This window comes from Cognatilysobacter bugurensis (assembly GCF_014652095.1).
Classification (GTDB): Bacteria; Pseudomonadota; Gammaproteobacteria; order Xanthomonadales; family Xanthomonadaceae; genus Cognatilysobacter; species Cognatilysobacter bugurensis.
Genome location: NZ_BMYD01000001.1, coordinates 1 through 19,942 on the forward strand (window position 1 = coordinate 1; position 19,942 = coordinate 19,942).

19 protein-coding genes are annotated in these 19,942 nt (G+C 68.9%); 14 read left to right on the top strand and 5 right to left on the bottom strand.

Annotated features, from left to right (window positions below; all coding sequences use genetic code 11):
* Positions 1-288 precede the first annotated feature (288 nt).
* Together IE075_RS00005 and IE075_RS00010 are read left to right on the top strand one after the other, a co-directional pair.
* Entirely contained in the window at positions 289-789 is a 501-nt protein-coding gene (locus tag IE075_RS00005; RefSeq protein WP_189452104.1) for a hypothetical protein, read from the top strand.
* An 8-nt stretch (positions 790-797) separates the two neighbouring features.
* Positions 798-1,592 (top strand): pseudouridine synthase, encoded by a 795-nt coding sequence (locus tag IE075_RS00010; protein WP_189452106.1) that lies wholly within the window; start codon positions 798-800, stop codon positions 1,590-1,592.
* Here the strand turns inward: IE075_RS00010 and IE075_RS00015 are convergent.
* The 3 genes from IE075_RS00015 to tdh all read right to left on the bottom strand — a co-directional run bounded on the left by IE075_RS00015 (position 1,566) and on the right by tdh (position 4,400).
* Positions 1,566-1,970: an HNH endonuclease gene (locus IE075_RS00015; protein ID WP_189452108.1), complete on the bottom strand. Its 405-nt coding sequence runs from the start codon at positions 1,968-1,970 to the stop codon at positions 1,566-1,568. The two genes, IE075_RS00010 and IE075_RS00015, sit on opposite strands and share 27 nt — an antisense overlap.
* A 74-nt stretch (positions 1,971-2,044) precedes the next feature.
* Positions 2,045-3,238, bottom strand: a complete 1,194-nt coding sequence (gene kbl, locus IE075_RS00020) for a glycine C-acetyltransferase (RefSeq protein ID WP_189452110.1) — start codon at positions 3,236-3,238, stop codon at positions 2,045-2,047.
* Positions 3,239-3,377: 139 nt separating this feature from the next.
* Positions 3,378-4,400: an L-threonine 3-dehydrogenase gene (tdh, locus tag IE075_RS00025; RefSeq protein WP_189454661.1), complete on the bottom strand. Its 1,023-nt coding sequence runs from the start codon at positions 4,398-4,400 to the stop codon at positions 3,378-3,380.
* 185 nt (positions 4,401-4,585) lie between these two features.
* Here tdh and IE075_RS00030 point away from each other — a divergent pair, with 185 nt between their 5' ends.
* The 10 genes from IE075_RS00030 to IE075_RS00075 all read left to right on the top strand — a co-directional run bounded on the left by IE075_RS00030 (position 4,586) and on the right by IE075_RS00075 (position 16,085).
* Positions 4,586-6,736, top strand: coding sequence for a S46 family peptidase (locus IE075_RS00030; RefSeq protein WP_229792235.1), 2,151 nt, complete (start codon positions 4,586-4,588; stop codon positions 6,734-6,736).
* A 65-nt stretch (positions 6,737-6,801) separates the two neighbouring features.
* Positions 6,802-8,967, top strand: a complete 2,166-nt coding sequence (locus tag IE075_RS00035) for a S46 family peptidase (protein ID WP_189452112.1) — start codon at positions 6,802-6,804, stop codon at positions 8,965-8,967.
* A 152-nt stretch (positions 8,968-9,119) separates the two neighbouring features.
* Entirely contained in the window at positions 9,120-9,761 is a 642-nt protein-coding gene (locus IE075_RS00040; protein WP_189452114.1) for a histidine phosphatase family protein, read from the top strand.
* A 119-nt stretch (positions 9,762-9,880) separates the two neighbouring features.
* A complete protein-coding gene (gene folC, locus IE075_RS00045) occupies positions 9,881-11,143 on the top strand; it encodes a bifunctional tetrahydrofolate synthase/dihydrofolate synthase (RefSeq protein WP_189452116.1) in 1,263 nt (420 codons plus the stop codon).
* A gap of 82 nt (positions 11,144-11,225) precedes the next feature.
* Positions 11,226-12,269, top strand: a complete 1,044-nt coding sequence (locus IE075_RS00050) for an SPOR domain-containing protein (protein WP_189452118.1) — start codon at positions 11,226-11,228, stop codon at positions 12,267-12,269.
* A 5-nt stretch (positions 12,270-12,274) separates the two neighbouring features.
* Positions 12,275-12,820, top strand: coding sequence for a CvpA family protein (locus IE075_RS00055; protein WP_189452121.1), 546 nt, complete (start codon positions 12,275-12,277; stop codon positions 12,818-12,820).
* A gap of 101 nt (positions 12,821-12,921) precedes the next feature.
* The gene (gene purF / locus IE075_RS00060; protein ID WP_189452123.1) at positions 12,922-14,400 is read left to right on the top strand and encodes an amidophosphoribosyltransferase; all 1,479 of its coding nucleotides are present in this window, start codon (positions 12,922-12,924) and stop codon (positions 14,398-14,400) included.
* Complete coding sequence (locus tag IE075_RS00065; RefSeq protein WP_189452125.1) at positions 14,397-14,750, top strand: ribonuclease E inhibitor RraB; 354 nt, start codon at positions 14,397-14,399, stop codon at positions 14,748-14,750. The genes purF and IE075_RS00065 overlap by 4 nt, the downstream gene beginning before the upstream one ends.
* Before the next feature lie 2 nt (positions 14,751-14,752).
* A complete protein-coding gene (locus IE075_RS00070; protein ID WP_189452127.1) occupies positions 14,753-15,580 on the top strand; it encodes a ferritin-like domain-containing protein in 828 nt (275 codons plus the stop codon).
* Positions 15,581-15,689: 109 nt separating this feature from the next.
* Entirely contained in the window at positions 15,690-16,085 is a 396-nt protein-coding gene (locus tag IE075_RS00075) for a COG3650 family protein (protein ID WP_189452129.1), read from the top strand.
* Between the two features lie 3 nt (positions 16,086-16,088).
* Here the strand turns inward: IE075_RS00075 and lpxH are convergent, their stop codons facing one another.
* On the bottom strand, positions 16,089-16,829 hold the full coding sequence (lpxH, locus tag IE075_RS00080; protein ID WP_189452131.1) for a UDP-2,3-diacylglucosamine diphosphatase: 741 nt from the start codon (positions 16,827-16,829) through the stop codon (positions 16,089-16,091).
* 92 nt (positions 16,830-16,921) lie between these two features.
* Positions 16,922-17,515, bottom strand: a complete 594-nt coding sequence (locus IE075_RS00085) for a hypothetical protein (RefSeq protein WP_189452133.1) — start codon at positions 17,513-17,515, stop codon at positions 16,922-16,924.
* Positions 17,516-17,776: 261 nt separating this feature from the next.
* Here IE075_RS00085 and gltX point away from each other — a divergent pair, with 261 nt between their 5' ends.
* Entirely contained in the window at positions 17,777-19,183 is a 1,407-nt protein-coding gene (gltX, locus tag IE075_RS00090) for a glutamate--tRNA ligase (protein ID WP_189452136.1), read from the top strand.
* A 26-nt stretch (positions 19,184-19,209) separates the two neighbouring features.
* Positions 19,210-19,704 carry a transcriptional repressor gene (locus IE075_RS00095; RefSeq protein ID WP_189452138.1) on the top strand — a complete coding sequence of 165 codons (495 nt, stop codon included), beginning with the start codon at positions 19,210-19,212 and terminating at the stop codon, positions 19,702-19,704.
* Positions 19,705-19,942 lie beyond the last annotated feature (238 nt).

Here is a 19,942-nt window from a genome sequence, read left to right on the forward strand (position 1 = left end):
GACGCCTCGCGTCTGGCCGGTCCGATCGGCTACGGCGAGACCCGCCCGCTCGAGCAGACGCCGGAAGAACTGCCGGCGTGCAAGAACGAGCGTAACCGCCGCACCGAACTCAACGTCCAGAACTAAGCGGACGTTCCAAGCTTGAAAAGCCCGGCCTCGCGCCGGGCTTTTTTTGGGCGACGTCCCGTGCGTGAACCCGGACGCAGGCCCCATTGCGAGCACGCGGCTGGCGTTGTCGCTGCTGGGGGCGGCGCCTACACTGGAGGCCATTCGAAACGGGAGATCTCCATGCGGCGCGCCATCGCCTTCGTGCTGTCCATCGCCGCCGGTGCCGCCGTCGCGCAGACGCCGACGCAGTGCGCCGCCGTGCAGGCACCGACTGCCGCATCGACGGTGGCCGTGCTCCCGGTCGCTCCCGCATTCGAAGCGCCGGCGCACCGGCTCGGGGCGCCCAGTGGTGTGCTTGAACACGCGTACAGCGAGGCGATGTCGGCCGAGCAGGTCGTGCTGAGGCTGCAGTTCGAAGCATGCATGCTCGCCAATGCCGCCAAGCCGGCTGCGCCCGGCCTGCCTTCGGCGAACGATCCGGCTGCCTACAAGCCAAAGACGGAGTTCGACAACACGCCTTGGCGCTTCGACATGAACCAGAACGGCAAGCGCATGACGGCCGATGAGTTCAGTGCGTGGATGGAAGCGCGCGGTGTTCGCGTCGCGCGCGGCGCTGGAGCCGCGGCGGTCACGCCGCCTTCGCCGCCGGCCGAGGCTGCGCCCGAGTCGAAGAAGGACTGATCGGCCCGGTGAGGCCACCGCGATGCACCGGGCGTCCCGGGCCGTCGCGAGCGCCCGGTGGCGCGCCGCGACATGGGCTTGCGCGTGCACTGTCGAAGGCGGGCCTGTGTTCGCGCACCGAGGCCGCGCGATGGATCGCCGAGGGGCGTGTGCGCGTCGACGGCCGCCGCGTGCGCGATCCGGAATTTCCCGTGGTCGCCGGGCTGGCACGCATCGAGGTCGACGGCCTCGATGCGCCGGCGCCGGCGCGGCGATACCTGATGCTCAATAAGCCGCGGGGCCTGGTGACCACCGTGCGAGACGAGCGCGGGCGCGACACGGTGTACCGGTGCTTCGACGGCAGCGCGCTGCCCTGGCTTGCGCCGGTCGGCCGGCTGGATCGCGCCAGTGAAGGCCTGCTGCTGTTTTCGAATGACCCCGGCTGGGCCGCGCGCATCACCGATCCGGACAGCGGGCCTGACAAGACCTACCACGTGCAGATCGACGCGGTGCCGGACGACGCGCTGATCACCGCGCTCGAACGCGGCATCGACGATCGCGGCGAGCACCTGCGCGCAAAGCGCGTTCAAGCCCTCCGCTCTGGCGAGAAGCGTGCGTGGCTGGAGATCGTGCTCGACGAAGGACGCAACCGACACATCCGGCGGCTGCTTGAAGCGCATGGGATTGGGGTCGTGCGGCTCGTACGTGTCGCAATCGGCGATCTCCCGTTGGGGCTGCTGCCAAAAAGCGGGTGGCGCGAGCTCACTGCGGGGGAGGCCGATGCGCTGGCACCGAGGTCAGTCGATCCCGTCGCGATCGTCTGACGGCGCGTCCCGCCAGCGTGCAAGTCGCTTGGACAACAGGGCCTCGACGACCTCGTGCGCGCGTGAGTCTTGCGGACCGCGTGCATCGGGCCCCTTGCCCTTGTCGTGATTGCAGCGCGTGCAGGCGATCGCGAGGTTGCGCGCGTCGTCGGGCGCGTCGCCCACGCGCGCGGTCAGCGCCGCAGCGGCGCGTTTACCGAACCACGCACGCGGCACCACGTGCTCGAGCGACGCCGCGCCGAGTGGTTCGCCACCGGGGCCGACGTGGAGCCGCGTGCGGCAGTGCAGGCAGCGTGTGTGCCACCCGGAGACATCGGGCGACGCCTCGCTGTCGGTCGTGACCGCGCTCAAGAACAGGCGACGCAGGGCAGGGCGCATGCCTGCAGGGTAGGGCGCGGCACGTGATGCCGCGCTTTGCGTGTGAGCGCCGGGCACTCACCCGACGCACGCCCTCAGGCCTTCAGCACGCCGAGCTCATGGCCGATGCGGGTGAACGCATCGATCGCGCGATCCAGGTGCTCACGCGTATGCGCGGCCGACATCTGCGTGCGAATGCGCGCCTGGCCCTTCGGCACGACCGGGAAGAAGAAGCCGATCGCGTAGATGCCCTCCTCGAGCAGACGCTGCGCGAACTTCTGCGCGAGCGGTGCGTCGTAGAGCATGACCGGGCAGATCGGGTGCACGCCGGGCTTGATGTCGAAGCCGGCGGCGGTCATGCGCTCGCGGAAATAGCGCGTGTTTTCCGCAAGCTGCGCACGCAGCTGGCCGGCCTCGTCGACCATCTCGAACGCCTTGATGCCGGCGGCGACCACGTGCGGCGGCAGCGAGTTCGAGAACAGGTACGGGCGCGAGCGCTGGCGCAGCACCTCGATCACCTCGCGCCGACCGGTCGTGAAACCGCCGAGCGCGCCGCCGAGCGCCTTGCCGAGCGTGCCGGTGACGATGTCGATCTTCTCGAGCACGCCCTTGACCTCGGCCGAGCCGCGGCCGGTCTCGCCGAGGAAGCCGGTCGCGTGGCATTCGTCGATGTGCACGAGCGCGCCGTACTGCTGCGAGAGGCGTGTGATTTCATCAAGCGGCGCAATGAAGCCGTCCATCGAGAACACGCCGTCTGTCGTGATGAGGATCGTCCGCGCGCCGTCGGCCTTCGCCTGCTGGAGCTGCTTCTCGAGCTCCGCCATGTCGCAGTTCGCGTAGCGGTAGCGCTTTGCCTTGCACAGGCGCACGCCATCGATGATTGACGCGTGGTTGAGCGCGTCGGAGATGATCGCGTCGTTCTCGTCGAGCAGGGGCTCGAAGAGGCCGCCGTTCGCATCGAAGCAGGCCGCGTAAAGGATGGTGTCCTCGGTGCCGAAGAAGTCCGCGATCGTCTTCTCGAGCTGCTTGTGCAGGTCCTGCGTGCCGCAGATGAAGCGTACGCTCGCCATGCCGAAGCCGTGCGTGTCGAGCGCGTCCTTCGCGGCCGCGATGATGTCGGGGTGGTCGGCGAGGCCGAGGTAGTTGTTCGCGCAGAAGTTCAGCACCGTCCGGCCGTTTTCGAGTGTGATCTCGGCCGACTGAGGGCTGGTGATGACGCGCTCGGACTTAAACAGGCCCGCGTCGCGGATCTCGTCGAGGGTGTGCTCGTAGCGTTCGGTCAGGGACATGGGGGATTCCGTGTGGGCCCGGGCGATCCGGGCGGTGTGTTCTATCGCCGGGTCGGGCCGCGCGCGCCGCGCAGGACCATCGCGATCAGGCCGACCACGAGAACGCCGACGACGCTCCCGAGGACCGTCGTCGCGCTCATCAGTTCCAGCTCAGCACGACCTTGCCGGCCTTGCCCGATTCCATGAGCTCAAAGCCCTTCTGGAACTCGTCGACCGGGAGCTGATGGGTGAGTACCTTGCCGAGCGGGAAGCCCGACAGCACGAGCTGCGTCATCTTGTACCAGGTCTCGTACATGCGACGGCCGTAAATGCCGTGCAGCGTGAGGCCCTTGAAGATGATCTTGTCCCAGTCGGCGCCGGCGCCCTTGGGCATGATGCCGAGCATCGCGATCTTGCCGCCGTGGTACATGCAATCGAGCATGTCGTTGAACGCGCGTGGGTTGCCGCTCATCTCCAGGCCCACGTCGAAGCCCTCCATGTGAAGGTCCTTCATGACGTCCTTGAGCGAGGTATTGGCGACGTTGACCACGCGCGTCGCGCCCATGTCGGCCGCGAGCTTGAGGCGGTAGTCGTTGACGTCGGTGACCACGACGTTCCGCGCGCCGATGTGCTTGCAGATGCCCGCGGCGATGATGCCGATCGGGCCCGCGCCGGTGATCAGCACGTCCTCGCCGACGACGTCGAACTCGAGCGCACAGTGCGCGGCGTTGCCGTAGGGATCGAAGAACGCGGCGAGCTCACTCGGGATCTGGTCGGGAATCGGCCAGAGGTTCGAAGCGGGCATCACGATGTATTCGGCGAACGCGCCGTTGCGGTTCACGCCGATGCCGACCGTGTTCGGGCACAGGTGCTGCTTGCCGGCGCGGCAGTTGCGGCAGTGGCCGCAGACGATGTGGCCTTCGGCCGAGACGCGCTGGCCGATCGTATAGCCCTTGACGCCCGGCCCGAGCTCGACGACACGGCCGACGAATTCATGGCCGATCACCAGCCCCGGCGTGATCGTGCGCTGGCTCCATTCGTCCCACAGGTAGATGTGCAGGTCGGTGCCGCAGATCGCGGTCTTTTCGAGCTTGACGAGCACCTCGTTCGGGCCCGGGGATGGCACCGGCACCTCCTCCATCCAGATGCCCTTCGCGGCTTCGCGCTTGACGAGCGCGCGCATGGTGCGGGACGGCGTCGGGAGGACGGGGGCTTCGACTGACATGGTGCGTCTCGCTGAATGCGCGCGGCGGCGCCGGGAAGCCGCGAATTATACGGTCCGCCTTGTCAACGACCCGGGGGCGGCCATTGCCGCGATCCGGCGGCATCGCCTATCGTCGGGCGCTTCTGCCTCGACCGGATCCCTCAATGCGCCGTTGCCTGCTTGCTGCCTCCCTCGCGCTGTCGATCGGCGCGGCACACGCCGACGAAGGCATGTGGCTGCCCTTGCAGCTGCCGGATATTGCGGCGCAGCTGCGCAAGGCCGGTTACGAAGGCGATCCCGCGCAGCTCGCGGACCTCGCGAAGCCGCCGATGAATGCGGTCGTCAAGGTTGGTGGCGCGACCGGTGCGTTCGTCTCGCCCCAAGGGCTCGTGCTCACGAACCACCACGTGGCATTCGGCGTGATCCAGTACAACTCCAAGCCCGACCGCGACCTCATCGGGCAGGGCTTCGTGGCCGGCGACCGTGCGGCGGAACTGCCTGCGAATCCCGACTACCGCGTGCTCGTCACCACCGGATTCGATCGCGTAACCGACCGCGTGCTCACGGCCGCGCGCGGCAAGACGGGGCGTGCCTATTACGACGCGGTCGAGGCCGCGACGAAGGCCATCGTCGGCGAATGCGAACAGGACGCCGGCTACCGCTGCAGTGTGGCCGACATGCACTACGGCACCGATTTCTACCGCATCAAGCAGCTTGAACTGCGCGATATCCGCCTCGTGTACGCGCCGCCGGATGCGATCGGCAACTACGGCGACGAGATCGACAACTTCATGTGGCCGCGCCACAGCGGCGACTTCACGCTGCTGCGCGCGTACGTCGGCCGCGACGGCAAGCCGGCCGACTTCTCGCCGAACAACGTGCCGTACGTGCCGCCGGCCCACCTCGAGGTGTCGACGCAGCACGTCAATGCTGGCGATTTCGCGATGCTCGCGGGTTACCCGGGCACTACATTCCGCAACCGCACGGCGCCGGAGTTCGCGCAGCAGGTGCAGTGGCAGCTGCCGGCACGCGTCGAGCTGTTCGGCAAGCTCATCGAGACGATCGAAGCCGCGGCCGCGAAGGATGAGGATGCGAAGGTGCGTTACGCCGCCCAGCTCGCGAGCCTCAAGAACGGCCTCAAGCGTGCGCAGGGCGAGCTCGACGGCCTGCGCCGCAGCAACGCCGTCGACGCGCGGGCAAAGGACGAGGCCGCGATGCTCGCCTGGCTCGCCAAGCAGCCCGGCAGCCAGGCGACGCTCGCCGACATCCGCGCCGCGCAGGCGGTGCTCGAGCAGGCGCGCGCCACGCGCGAGCGCGACCAGCTGCTCGGCGTGCTGCGCAGCCAGACGCAGCTGATGCGCGCCGCGCTGACGCTGCAGCGCCTCGCGCTCGAGAAGGGCAAGCCCGACGCACAGCGCGAGAGCGGCTACCAGCAGCGCGACGAGGCGCTGATCACGGGCCAGCTCAAGCAGGTGCAGCGCCGCTTCGCACCCGAGGTCGAGAAGGCCGTGCTGGCCGAACTGCTCGCGCAGCACCGCGCGCTGCCGGCTGCGCAGCGCGTGCCCGAGATCGAGGCGGTGTTCGGCGCCACCGCCGAGTCCGCACGTGCGGCGCTCGATGCGCTGTACGCGAAGACGGCACTCGGCGACGAGGCGAAGCGACTTGCATGGATGGCAACGACGCCGGCGGACGTCGCCGCATCGGACGATCCGCTGCTCAAGGCCGCCGCCGCGCTGATGCCCGCGCTCTTGCGCGTCGAAGGCGAGGCAAAGACGCGCGACGGCGAGCTGCTGCGCCTGCGCCCGGCGTACATGAAGGCGCTCATCGCGCACCGCACCTCGCAGGGCCGCGCGGTCTATCCGGATGCGAATTCCACGCTGCGCGTGAGCTACGGCACGCTGACCGGCCTCGAGCCCCGCGATGCCGTGGTCTATCGGCCATTGACGACCGTGCAGGGCATCGTCGAAAAGCACACCGGCGAGGCGCCGTTCAATGCGCCCGCGCCGCTGCTCGCCGAAATCGCCGAGGGCAGCTTCGGAAACACCGCCGATCCGAAGCTTGACACGCAGACGGTCGACTTCATGACCAACCTCGACACCACGGGCGGCAATTCGGGGTCGCCAGTGCTCGACGCGCGCGGCAAGCTCATCGGCATCAACTTCGACAGCAACTGGGAAGCCGTGAGCGCGAGCTGGTGGTTCGACCCGCGCTACAAGCGCGCGATCCACGTCGACGCGCGCTACATGCGCTGGCTCATGGACGAGGTCTACCCGGCGCATCACCTGCTGCGCGAGATGGGCCTGCCCGTCGAATAACGGCATCACCCGCGCCGCATGGCGCGGCCCCTAGACTCAACCGTACGAATTCTCAGGAGAGCTTCATGCGTTATTCGGTGTTGGCCGTCGCCCTCGCGTTGGCCGGTGTGTGCGTGTCCGAAGCCCGGGCCGTCGAAGGCATGTGGGTGCCGCAGCAGCTCCCTGAAATTGCGGGCCCGCTGAAGAAGGCCGGTCTGGCGCTCGATCCCAAGCAGCTCGCCGACCTCACCGGCGACCCGATGGGCGCGGTGGTCTCGCTCGGCGGCTGCACCGCGAGCTTCGTCTCGCCGCAGGGTCTGGTCGTCACCAACCACCACTGCGCCCACGGCGCGATCCAGCTCAACTCGACGCCCGAGAAGAACCTGCTCGACACCGGCTTCAACGCGCCGAAGCCCGGCGACGAGCTCTCCGCCGGTCCGAATGCGCGCATCTACGTGCTCGACTCGATCCAAGACGTGACCAAGCAGGTGCGCGCCACGCTCGACGCCGCGCCCGACGCGCTCGGCCGCACGAAGGCGTTCGAAGCACTCGAAAAGAAGCTCGTGGCCGATTGCGAAGCCGACGCCGGCTTCCGCTGCCGCCTCTACAGCTTCGCGGGCGGCAATACCTACCGCCTGTTCCGCAATCTCGAGATCAAGGACGTGCGCCTCGTTTATGCGCCGCCGGGCAGCGTGGGCAACTACGGCGGAGACGTCGACAACTGGATGTGGCCGCGCCACACCGGCGATTTCGCGTTCTACCGTGCCTACGTCGGCAAGGACGGAAAGCCGGCCGCGTATTCGACCGACAACGTGCCGTTCAAGCCCAAGCGCCACCTCAAGCTCGCCAAGAGCGACCTTGATGCCGGCGATTTCGTGATGGTCGCCGGTTACCCGGGCTCGACGAGCCGATACGCACTCGCGAGCGACTTCGACGCAACCGCCGGGTGGACGTACCCCACGGTCGGCCAGCACTACAAGAACCTCGTTGCGATGGTCGAGGCCGCCGGAAAGAAAAACCCTGACATCGCAGTCAAGTACGCGAGTTCGATGGCGAGCTGGAGCAACGTGCTCAAGAACTACGACGGCCAGCTCGAAGGCTTCAAGCGCATCAACGCGGCCGAGACCAAGCGCAAGGACGAGGAGGCCGTACTCGCGTGGCTTCGCACGCAAGGTGCGAAGGGCAAGCCCGCGCTCGCCGCGCATGAGCGCCTGGTGCAGCTTGGCGAGGAATCGCGCGCCACACGCGAGCGTGACCTCGTGTTCAACCAGCTGCGCAACCTCGGCGTGATCGGCGCGGCGTCGCAGCTCTACCGCCTGTCGGTTGAGCGCGAGAAGCCCGATACGCAGCGCGAGCAGGGCTACCAGCAGCGTGACATGCCGTCGTTCGAGGGCGGCCTCAAGCAGATGGAGCGTCGCTACCACCCCGAGATGGACCGCCAGCTGCAGGCGTATTGGCTGCGCGAATACGCGAAGCTGCCGAAGGGCCAGCGCGTGCCTGCGTTGGACAAATGGCTGGGCGGCACCGATGAGAAGTCCATCAAGCGCGCGCTCGATCGACTCGCCAAGACCGACCTCGGCAAGGCGGACAAGCGCATGGCGCTGCTCAACGCCGATCGCAAGTCGTTCGAGTCGAGCAAGGATCCTGCCGTGCAGCTCGCCGTCGCGCTGATGCCGACCGCACTGCGCCTCGAGGAAGAGGCGAAGACGCGCAGCGGTGACGCACTCGTCGCGCGCCCGGTCTACCTGCAGGCGGTCGCCGATTACAAGAAGACCCGCGGTCAGTCGGTGTATCCCGATGCGAACTCGTCGCTGCGCATCACCTTCGGCAACGTGACCGGCTATACGAAGACCGACGGCAGCCGCCAGCCCGCGTTCACGACGCTCGAGCAGGTCGCCGCGAAGGCCACCGGCGAAGAGCCGTTCGATGCGCCGCAGGCGCTGCTCGATGCGGTGAAGGCGAAGAAGTACGGCGGCCTCGTAGATCCGGAGCTCGGCACGGTGCCGGTGAACTTCCTGTCCGACCTCGACATCACGGGCGGCAACTCCGGCTCGCCCGTGCTCGATTCGAAGGGCAAGCTCGTCGGACTCGCGTTCGACGGCAACTGGGAGTCGGTGAGCAGCAACTGGGTGTTCGACCCGGAGATGACCCGCATGATCTCCGTCGATCAGCGCTACATGCGTTGGATCATGCAGGAGGTTTACCCGGCGCCGCAGCTGCTCGCCGAGATGGGCGTGGCCGAGAAGAAATGATCGCGCAGCATGCGTAATGCGGAACCGCCGGCCTCGCGCCGGCGTTTTCGTTTATGGCGCGGACGCGACGCGGCTGCGTGGCGGCGACGGACACAGGGCCTGCGGAGCGGCTCGTTATGATGCGGCGACGCCCACTTCGAGGATCGACCGCCATGCGCTTATTGCTCGCCCGCCACGGTGAAACCGCGTGGAACGCCGAAGGCCGCTACCAGGGCCAGGAGGACATCCCGTTGTCACCGGTCGGCCTCGGTCAGGCGCAGTCCCTTGGCGGTCGCCTGCGCGAGGTGCGGATCACGCGCGCGGTCGCATCGCCATTGAGCCGTGCGCGCCAGACCGCCGAACTCGCCCTCGGCGAGCGGGACCTGCCGCTCACGCTCGATCCGGGCCTCATGGAAATCGCGCACGGCACGTGGGAAGGCCTGCTCGCCAGTGAGATCCGTGAGCGTGACCCGGAGCTGCTCCGGACGTGGCGCGAGGCGCCGCACGAAGTGCTGATGCCCGAGGGTGAATCGCTGCAGCACGTACTGGATCGCGCCTGGTCCGCGCTCGAGCGCGCCTGCGACGGCCTCGGTGACGACGACACGCTGCTCGTCGTCGCACACGATGCGGTCAACCGCGTCCTGCTATGTCGCATCCTCGGCATTCCACTCGCGCGGCTCTGGGGCTTCCGCCAGGCGCCGACCACGCTCAACCTGCTCGAAGGCCCGCATGTGTCGCAGCTAGAGGTCGTGCGGCTCAACGACTGCACGCACCACACGGCGCTGTTCGGCGAGGCCGTGCATCGCGCGCTGTAGTCACGCGCCCGCGTTCGCTGCTGAACCGTTAGCGCGGAACGGGCAGGGAGCCGCGCGCGACGTCGATGTACACGGTCGCGCTGGCCGATAATGCGCGCCCGCTCGAGTCCTGCACGCCCATGCCCCGTACGCTGACCGACTGGCTCGAGTACATCGAACGCCAGCATCCGAAATCGATTGAGCTCGGCCTGGAGCGCATCCGCGCCGTCGCCGGGCGGCTTGGCCTGGGTCGGCCGGCGGCGCGGGTCATCACTATCGGCGGCACGAACGGCAAGGGCTCGACCGTCGCGTTCGTCGAGTCGATCGCGCGCGAGGCCGGGCTGCGTGTCGGCGCGTACACGTCGCCGCACCTGCTCGCCTACAACGAGCGCGTACGCATCGACGCGCGCGACGTCGACGATGCCGCGCTGTTCGACGCGTTCGAAGCGGTCGAGGCCGCGCGCGGGGACACGCCGCTGACGTATTTCGAATACGGCACGCTCGCCGCGCTGCTCATTTTCGAGCGGTCCGAGCTCGACCTGGTCGTACTCGAAGTAGGCCTCGGCGGCCGGCTCGACGCGACAAACCTCGTGGACGCCGATGCCGCGATCGTCACCACGGTCGACATTGACCACCAGGACTGGCTCGGTCCCGATCGGGAATCGATCGGGCGCGAGAAGGCGGGCATCGCCCGCGCCTGGAAGCCGCTCATCCTCGGCGACGACGACCCGCCGTCGAGCGTGCTGGGTCACGCCTACGCGATCGGCGCGTCCGCGCTGCGCATCGGCTGTGACTTCTTCGTCGAACCGCATGAGAGCGGCTGGCGCTGGCGCGAGGTCGGCTGCGAGCTCGAACTGCCGCAACCGCAGCTCGCCGCGCCCGCGCAGCTGCGCAATGCCGCCGTCGCGATCGCCGCGCTGCGGTCGCTCGATTTCGACATCGAGCCTGCGGCATTCGCACGCGGCGTGGCGAATGCGCGTATCGCCGGCCGCCTGCAGCGCTTCGAATGCGACGGAGTCGAGGTGATCGTCGACGTTGCCCACAACCCGCAGGCCGCGCGCGAACTTGCAGCCTGGCTCGAGCAATCCCCGCCGCGCGGCGCGGTGCATGCGGTGTTCGCGGCGCTTGCCGACAAGGACGCACGCGGCATCGTCGAGGCGCTTGCGTCGCAGGTCGCGCACTGGCACTTAGCGGGGCTCGCCCCGCATGGGCCGCGCGCAACCGACGCCTACGCACTCGCAGCGCGGCTCGATGGCACGGCGGCGTCCACGGCGCCCCGGCATGCGGACGTGGCCGTCGCGCTCGACGCGGCGCTTGCCACGGCCGCGCCATCCGACCGCGTGCTCGTGTTCGGTTCGTTCCACACCGTCGCCGACGCGCTGCGCCGTCTGGGCGCCGGCTGAACCGGGACGCCGCGCGTTCGGGGCGCGTGCGAGCCGAGCGTATAATTCGCCGGCTCCCGCTCCGGTCGCGTCGCGAGGTCCGATGGAAACCGCACTCAAACAGCGCCTCGTCGGCGCGTTGGTCCTCGTGGCGCTCGCGGTGATTTTTCTGCCGATGCTCGTGAAGGGGCCTGCGCCCGCGAGCGGCGTCGACGACGTCTCGCTGGAAGCGCCGGACGTGCCCGAAGACGGTTTCGAGACACGTGTGCTTCCGCTCGATGCACCGGTTGCGGACGGTCGCGCTGCTCTGCCCGAAGCGGCGACGCTTGCAACCGCTCCTGCGGCTACGCCCGCCCCGGCCCCGGCGAGCGGCGCGATGATGCCGGCCGCCACGGCAGGCGGCGAGTATGCAGTGACGTTCGGCAGCTACGCGACGCAGCCCGATGCGGCGCGCGTCGTCGCGGCGTTGCAGGCTTCGCAGCTGCCGGGCTATCAGGAGCCTTACACGAACGCCGCCGGACGCACGCTTCATCGCGTGCGCGTGGGTCCGTTCGTGACGCAGGCCGAGGCGGAAGCTGCGCGGCTGCGCGCGGCGAGTGTGCGTGACGACGTCGGCTCGAAGGTCATCGCGCTCGACGCGGGCGCGACGGCGACATCCGCCGCCACAGCATCCAAGGCGCCCGCTTCGACCACGGCGCCTCTCGCGTCCGCACCGGTGTCGACGCCGACCCCGCTGCCGGCCTCGCCGACCCCGAAGACTGAACCGCTTGCTTCTACGGACGCTCGCAAGGCGCCGCCGCTGAGCGACGCGCAGGTCAAGGCTAAGACCGCGGCGGCCGAGCCTAAGCCGGCACCGCCGGTTGGTCAGGCCGCGGAGCCAAAGCCCGACAACTCACCGTCCGGCGCGAGCGGCGTCGGTTTCGCGGTGCAGCTCGGCGCGTTCGGCAACGCCGAAGAAGCCGCGCGACTGCGCGACCGCGCGCGCGCGGCCGGGTTCAGCGCGTTCGTCGAGCAGGTGCGCACTGACAAGGGCACGCTCAATCGCGTACGCATCGGGCCTGTCGCCGATCGCGGCGACGCCGATCGCATGCGCGCGCAGGCCGCGTCGCAGCTCGGCGTCAGCGGCCTCGTGCGTCCGCATCCCTGACGTCCATGGCCGCGACCGACTGGGTCCTCGTAGGTATCGTCGCGGTCTCGGCCGTGTTCGGGCTCATGCGCGGCTTCGTCGGGGTGGTCGTATCGCTCGTCGCGTGGGTGCTGTCGGCGTGGGCCGCGCTGAATTTCGGCGGTGATGTTTCGATGTGGCTCGCGGGCCATGCGGAGCCGGGCACCACGCAGGTGCTCGGCGGCTACGCCCTGTGTTTCCTCGGCGTGCTGTTGCTCGTCGGTCTGGTGGGCTGGCTCGTGCGCTGGGCGATGAAGTCCGCCGGGCTCGGTGGCATAGACCGCGTGCTCGGCTTCGCGCTCGGCGTCGTGCGCGGTGGCTTCGTGGCCTGCGCGCTGGTGCTTCTGTTTGGTCTGACCGCCATGCCGCAAGAGCCGGAGTGGCAGGCGTCGCCGGTGGTGCCGGTGCTCGTGCCGGGCGCGCGCGTGTTGCGCGCGTGGCTCCCGGAGTGGGTGGCCGAACAGGTCGACTTCGGCGCGTTCGATCGCGGCCCCGCGGCTGCGATCGCCGCGCCGGCATTGACGGACGCATGAGCCGCATTCCGCGCTGCGCTGCGCAGTGTTTCTGCTTCCCCGATTCCTGAGTTTCGTTCGGTTTCTCCGCTCCCTCTTTCGGCATTCCAGGCAGGTGTTCCATGTGCGGCATTCTCGGCATCGTCGGCAACACGGATGTAGCGGCGCAGCTCTACGACGGACTGACCGTGCTCCAGCACCGCGGGCAGGATGCCGCCGGCATCGCGACCGCAGACGGCCACCGCGTGCGCATGCACAAGGGCAACGGCCTGGCGAGCGAAGTGTTCGACGAAACCGCGATGCAGTTGCTGGAGGGCCGCTACGGCGTCGCGCACTGCCGTTATCCGACGGCCGGCAGCGCGGGCTGCGATGAAGCGCAGCCGTTCTATGTGAACTCGCCGTACGGCATTGCGCTCTCGCACAACGGCAATCTGATCAACACCGAGGCGCTGCGTCGCGAGGTGTTCGAACAGGACCGACGCAACATCAACACCGATTCGGATTCGGAAGTGCTGCTCAACGTGTTCGCGCATGAGCTGGACACGCAGCGCGCGCTCACGCCGGAAGCCGCGTTCAAGGCGATCGAGGGCGTGCACCGCCGCTGCAAGGGGGGCTACACGGCGGTCGCCGCCGTGCTCGGCCTCGGACTGGTCGCGTTCCGCGACCCGAACGGCATCCGTCCGCTCGTGCTCGGCAAGCGCACGACGCCGGACGCGAACGACGAGTACTGCGTGGCATCGGAATCCGTCGCGCTCGACCTGCTCGGCTTCGAGCGCATGCGCGACGTCATCCCGGGCGAGGGCATCGTGATCACCGCCGACGGGCAGCTGCACACGCGGCAGTGCATCGAGCAGCAGGCCTTCGCGCCGTGCATCTTCGAGTACGTGTACTTCGCGCGGCCCGACTCGATGATGGACGACATCTCGGTGCACAAGGCGCGCATGCGCATGGGCCAGAAGCTCGGCGAGAAGATCCTGCGCCTGCGTCCCGACCACGACATCGACACCGTCATCCCGATCCCCGACACCTCCCGCGACGCCGCGCTCGAAATCGCGAACGTGCTGGGCGTGAAGTACCGCGAGGGCTTCATCAAGAACCGCTACGTCGGCCGCACGTTCATCATGCCGGGGCAGGGCGAGCGCGTGAAATCGGTGCGCCGCAAGCTCAACCCGATTCCGTTGGAGTTCCGCAACCGCGTCGTGCTGCTGGTCGACGATTCGATCGTGCGCGGCACCACGTCGAAGCAGATCGTGCAGATGGCGCGCGAAGCCGGGGCCCGCAAGGTGTATCTCGCATCGGCGGCGCCGCCGGTGCGACACCCGAACATCTACGGCATCGACATGCCCTCGGCCGAAGAGCTCGTCGCGCACGGCCGCACCGACGAGCAGGTGCAGGATTTCCTGGGCTGCGACTGGCTGATCTACCAGGACCTGACGGACCTCGTCGAGGCCGTGTCCGGCCCGAAGAACCGGATCGAGAACTTCGACTCGTCCTGTTTCAACGGCGAGTACGTGACCGGCATCGACGCAGACTACTTCGATCGCATCAGCCAGCTGCGGTCCGATGAAGCGAAGAAGAAGAAGCTCAAGGTGGCGTCATGAAATCCCTGCAACGCGCGATGCTGCCCGACGACGAGAACGGCGAGGTGCTGCGCGCCATGCTCGACGATGGCGACGATCTCACTGCCGAGCGCGAGATCGAGTTCTACCTCGTGTTCGCGGAAGCCGAGCAGGCTCGTGCGTTCGCCGCCCAGGCGGCCGAACTGCCGGACGTGCAGGTTGAGGAGCCCGAGGTCGACGAGGAGGGCATCTGGCAGGTCGCCGTGGTGCGCCGCATGGCGGCCTCGCACGCGGGCATCACCGGCCTCGAGCACCTGCTGGCGACGCTCGCCAAGGAGCACGCGGGGCACCCGGATGGCTGGAGCTGCGACCCGGCCGACGCCGCGGAGTAGCCGTGCCCGATTGCCTGCACGAGGCCGCGCGGCGCTGCCTGCGCGCTGCTTCGCCTGAGGCCAAGCTCGAAGCGACGTTTGCCGCAGCTGAGGCGTTCGCACGGTCCACGCTCGCGCCAAACCCGGATGCGCCTGCGCCTGAGCGGATCCGCATGCCGGGTCGTCCGGAACGGCCAAAGCTCGTGCATCCTCGCGAGCTGCCGCGCCGGGGCTTCGGCAGCGTGGACGGACGGGCCGCGTTCGTACACGCGATCGCGCACATCGAATTCAACGCGATCGACCTCGCCTGGGATGCGGTGTACCGCTTCCGCGGCCTGCCCGATGCGTTCTACGCCGACTGGGTGTCCGTCGCCCACGACGAGGCGCGGCACTTCCACATGCTGCAGCTGCGACTGCGGGAGCTCGGTCGCGAGTACGGCGATTTCGATGCGCACAACGGCCTGTGGGAAATGGCCGAAAAAACCGCGCATGACGGCCTCGCGCGGATGGCCCTCGTGCCGCGGGTGCTCGAGGCGCGCGGGCTCGACGTCACGCCCGGCATGATCGTGAAGCTGCGCGCGTTGGGTGACGACGCAACGGCGGACATACTCGAGGTCATCCTGCGCGAGGAAGTCGCACACGTCGCGGCAGGCTCGCGCTGGTACCGCTGGCACTGCGAGCGCGCGGGCATCGACGCTGCTCCGCGGTTTCGCGAGCTGCTGGCCGAGTACGCACGCGCCGTGCTCCACGGCCCCTTCAACCTCGAGGCGCGGAGCGCCGCGGGCTTCGACGACGAGGAACTGGCGCAGCTTCAGGCCCTGGTCGAGATCGACGGCGGCGCGCGACGCTAGGCCTCACGCGCGACCGCGCTCGCGCCAGCCGTCACGTCATGGTGCGCACGCCTGCCTAGCATCGACGCGTCGTCAGTAAGGCCGGCCGTCAATGCACGGGACACAGCCGATGCGCACTGCGGTGGCCGGGGCGATTGCGCTGTCGGCGCTCGGATGCGTGCCCGCCGCCGTGTCCAGCGGCGGCGCCGATGGCGCGGCGGCCGCAAGCGAAACGATCCCTCTGCGGTTGACCGCCCGCGGAACGGAGCCGTTCTGGGCGGTCGAGGTGGATGCTGGCCGGCTGGTGTGGAGAACGCCGGAGCAGCCCGAAGGCGTGAGCGCGCCCGCCCAGCGGCATGTCGAGGGTGGACGCGTGCGCTACGTGTCGAGCGGGGCGGCCGCGTTCGAACTTGGCGTCACGCCGGGACAGTGCTCCGACGGGATGTCCGATCTCGCCTATCCCTACACGGCCACGTGGACGCACGACGGACGCACGTGGCACGGCTGCGCGCTGCCGCGCGAGTGAACCTCAGCCGGAGGCGATGTCGAGCGTCTGCAGCGTGGCGCCGTCGGCGTCGATGCGCAGCACCGAGCCCTGCTCGTACCAGTCCCCGAGCACGATGCGGCGACATGCGCGGCCGCCGACTTCGAGCGAATGCACGGCGGGCCGGTGCGTGTGGCCGTGCACGAGCGTGTCGATGCCGTAGCGCACGAGGACCTCGTCCACCGCGTCGGGCGCGACATCGGTGATCGTTTCCATGCGGTCCTGCATGCCCGCCTGATGCGCGCGGCTCGCGGCGCGCGCCTGCGCGGCGAATGCGAGGCGTGCGGCGAGCGGCTGTGCGAGGAACTGCGCCTGCCAGCGCGGGTCGCGCGTCTGCGTGCGGAATGCCTGATACGCGGTGTCGCCGGTGCACAGCGTGTCGCCGTGCATGAGGAGCACCGGCCGGCCGTCGACGAGCACGACGGCGGGGTCCGGGAGCACTGTCATCCCTGCGCGAGCGGCGTAGTCGCAGCCGAGCAGGAAGTCCCGATTGCCCCGCATGAAATGCACGGGCACGCCCGCATCGACGAGCGCGCGCACGCCATCGGCGACGGCGGCGCCGGTCTCCGACGGGTCGTCGTCGCCGACCCATGCTTCGAACAGGTCGCCGAGGATGTACAGCGCATGGGCCTGCCGCGCGTCCTCGCGGAGAAAGCGCAGGAAGCGTGCGGTGACCTGCGGTCGCTCGGCGTCGAGGTGCAGATCGGAAATGAACAGGCTGGGCATCCGCGCATTGTAGGTGCGAGTTCCGCTGCGGGTCGGACCGGCATCGCGGTTCACAGGCACACACCGTAGAGCGATGCGTTCGCGTGCGGCGGCTAGCTGCAGTATTTCGCCTGGTAGGCCAACGCCTCGTCGAGCAGCGCCCGGCTTGCAGACGCCCCGTCCGGCGCAAGGCCGGTAATCGCTCGTGCGATCTCCGGGCACGGGTCGGCCTCGTAGCCGACGGGCGCGAGCTTCTCGAGCCACATCTCCACGCTGGGCGGCGGCCGCATTCGCACGCGCAGGCGCTGCGGCGCATCGAGTTCATCGCGTGCGAGCGGGTTGCGCGGCCGCAGGAAGTCGCCGCCCCGGGCCGGCGAGGGCGGGGAGGAGGGTGTCCACTGATCATCGCCGGCGACGATCTCGACTCCGGTGTCGATCGCGATTGCCGGCTCCGTGCCGTGCGGCGCATCCGCCCGCGCCGGTGTTGCAGTCGGGGCCTCGCTTCGCGCTGCATCGGCGCTCCCGCGCGCCGGCGGCGCCACCACGACCGGCGGCGTCGCCTCGTGCCGGCGGGGCAGGAACACGATGTCCACGCTTTGAGTCGGAACCGACGCGCCGGCTGCCTCGCGCGCTCGCAAAGCGAGCGTCGACAGCCAGACGACGAGCCCCGCGTGCCAGAGCAGCGTGAGCACAACGGCTGCGAACACGCCCCTGCGGTCGGGCCCCGGCCTGTGCGCGACCGGGGTAGTAGGAAGTTGCATCGCCGTCCATCCGTGGTGACCGGGATGGCAGACCGGGAAGCGGCCTCCGAGTTCCCGCGATGCGACTCGGCAGCAGTCCGGTCGACGCCGAGAACGGCCAGCATCGGAGCCCGCCTCCGGGGGTGCCGCGGCCGGTCAGGCGTGGCGCGCCGGGCGGCGTCGGACCCGACCCGCTAAAATCGCGGGTTTTCCGCACGAGCGTCCCGCATGGCCTGCCGCACCCGCTTCGCCCCCAGCCCGACCGGATACCTGCACATCGGCGGCGCGCGCACCGCGCTGTACTGCTGGCTCGAGGCGCGCCGTCGCGACGGGCAGTTCATCCTGCGCATCGAGGACACCGACCGCGAGCGCAGCACGCAGGCCGCGATCGACGCGATCCTGCAGGCGATGGACTGGCTCGGCCTCGATTACGACGAGGGTCCGGTCTACCAGACGCACCGGCTCGGTCGGTACCGCGAAGTCGCGGAAAAAATGATCGCCGACGGCTCCGCGTACTACGCGTACGAGACCAAGGCCGAACTCGAGGCGATGCGCGAGGCCGCGATGGCCGCGAACGAGAAGCCGCGTTACAACGGCGCCTATCGCGATCGCAACGAAGGTTTTCGCGACGATCCGAACCGCGTGATCCGGTTCAAGAACCCGCTCGACGGCGTCGTCGCGTGGGACGACAAGGTCAAGGGCACGATTGAGATCGCGAACAGCGAACTCGACGATTTGGTGATCTTCCGTTCGGACGGCTACCCGACCTACAACTTCGCGGTCGTCGTCGACGACCTCGATATGGGCATCACCGACGTGGTGCGCGGCGACGACCACGTCAACAACACCCCGCGGCAGATCAACATCTACCGCGCGCTCGGCGCCGAAGTGCCGCATTTCGCGCACCTGCCGATGATCCTCGACCCGGAAGGCGCGAAGCTCTCCAAGCGCACCGGCGCGGCCGACGTCATGCAGTACCGCGACGAAGGCTACCTGCCGCATGCGCTGCTGAACTACCTCGTGCGCCTGGGTTGGTCGCATGGCGATCAGGAGATCTTCTCGATCGAGGAGATGACGCGCCTGTTCGACCTCAAGGACGTCAACGCGAAGGCCTCGCGCCTCGACCCGGCCAAGCTCGGCTGGCTCAATCAGCAGTACCTCAAGAGCGACGAGCCGGGCGATGTGGCAAAGCACCTCGACTGGCACCTGCGCAACGAGGGCTATGACCTCGCGAACGGCCCGGCCCCGGCCGACCTCGTCATCGCGCTGCGCGACCGCGTGCAGACGCTCAAGGACATGGCCGCCCGTGCACGCGTGTGGTTCGAGCCGCTCACGCAGTACGACGATGCGGCGGTTGCGAAGCACCTCAACGCGGAAGCGCGCGCGCCGCTTGCGGACGCGCGCGAGCGCCTTGAAAAACTCGCCACATGGTCCGCCGAGAGCGTATCGGCCGCGCTGCACGAGACGGCCGAGGCCTGCGGTGTGGGCATGGGCAAGGTCGCGCAGCCGCTGCGCGTGGCGATCACGGGCACGCAGGTGAGCCCCGACATCTCGCACACGGTGTACCTCGCGGGGCAGGCCGAAGCCGTCAAGCGCATCGGCGCCGCGCTCGACCGCATCCCGGCTGCGGCGTAAGGTCGCCGCAAGGCAGGAAGACGACGATGGGCGAACAGGCACGTTGCACCGATCCGCATCACCACGTGCACGACGGCGATGCGTTCGTGCACGAGGTCGAGCGCGCGTGCGAAGCGCGTGGATTGCGCCTGACGCCGATCCGCGCGCATGCGCTGCGTCTCATCGCCGATGCGCAGCGTCCGCTCAAGGCGTACGAACTGCTCGACCTCATGAAGGAAACGCACGGCTCAGCGGCGCCGCCGACCGTGTACCGCGCGCTCGACTTCCTGCTCGAGCACGGCTTCATCCACAAGCTCGCGTCGATCAACGCGTTCGTCGGCTGCCACCACCCCGGCAGCGACGTGCACGCGGTGCCGTTTTTGATCTGCGACGTGTGCCAATCGGCCGTCGAACTCGAGGATGAGCGCACCGTCGCTTCGCTGGAGGCGCGCGCGCGTTCGCTCGGTTTTACGCCGCGTGCTCAGACGCTCGAGGTGCATGGCACCTGCGCGCAGTGTCGGAGCGATTCAAGCGCGGGCTGATCCGCACACGAATTCGCGCCTTTTGGCCGTCGGCGTGGATCGACGCCGAGGGTGGAGGGGGCTGCGGACGGGTCTCGTCAGGCGCGGCTGACCGCAGTCGTGTTGCAGGCGAGGGCGCCCATGCCGCGTCGCGGTGCCACGTCCAATCGGCCCGATTAGCCCAGCGGCTGCGACGCTGGGTGCATCAAGTACTCCCTCGTCGAATCGATGAGCGCGGAAGCGCATGCGGCGCGCGCCG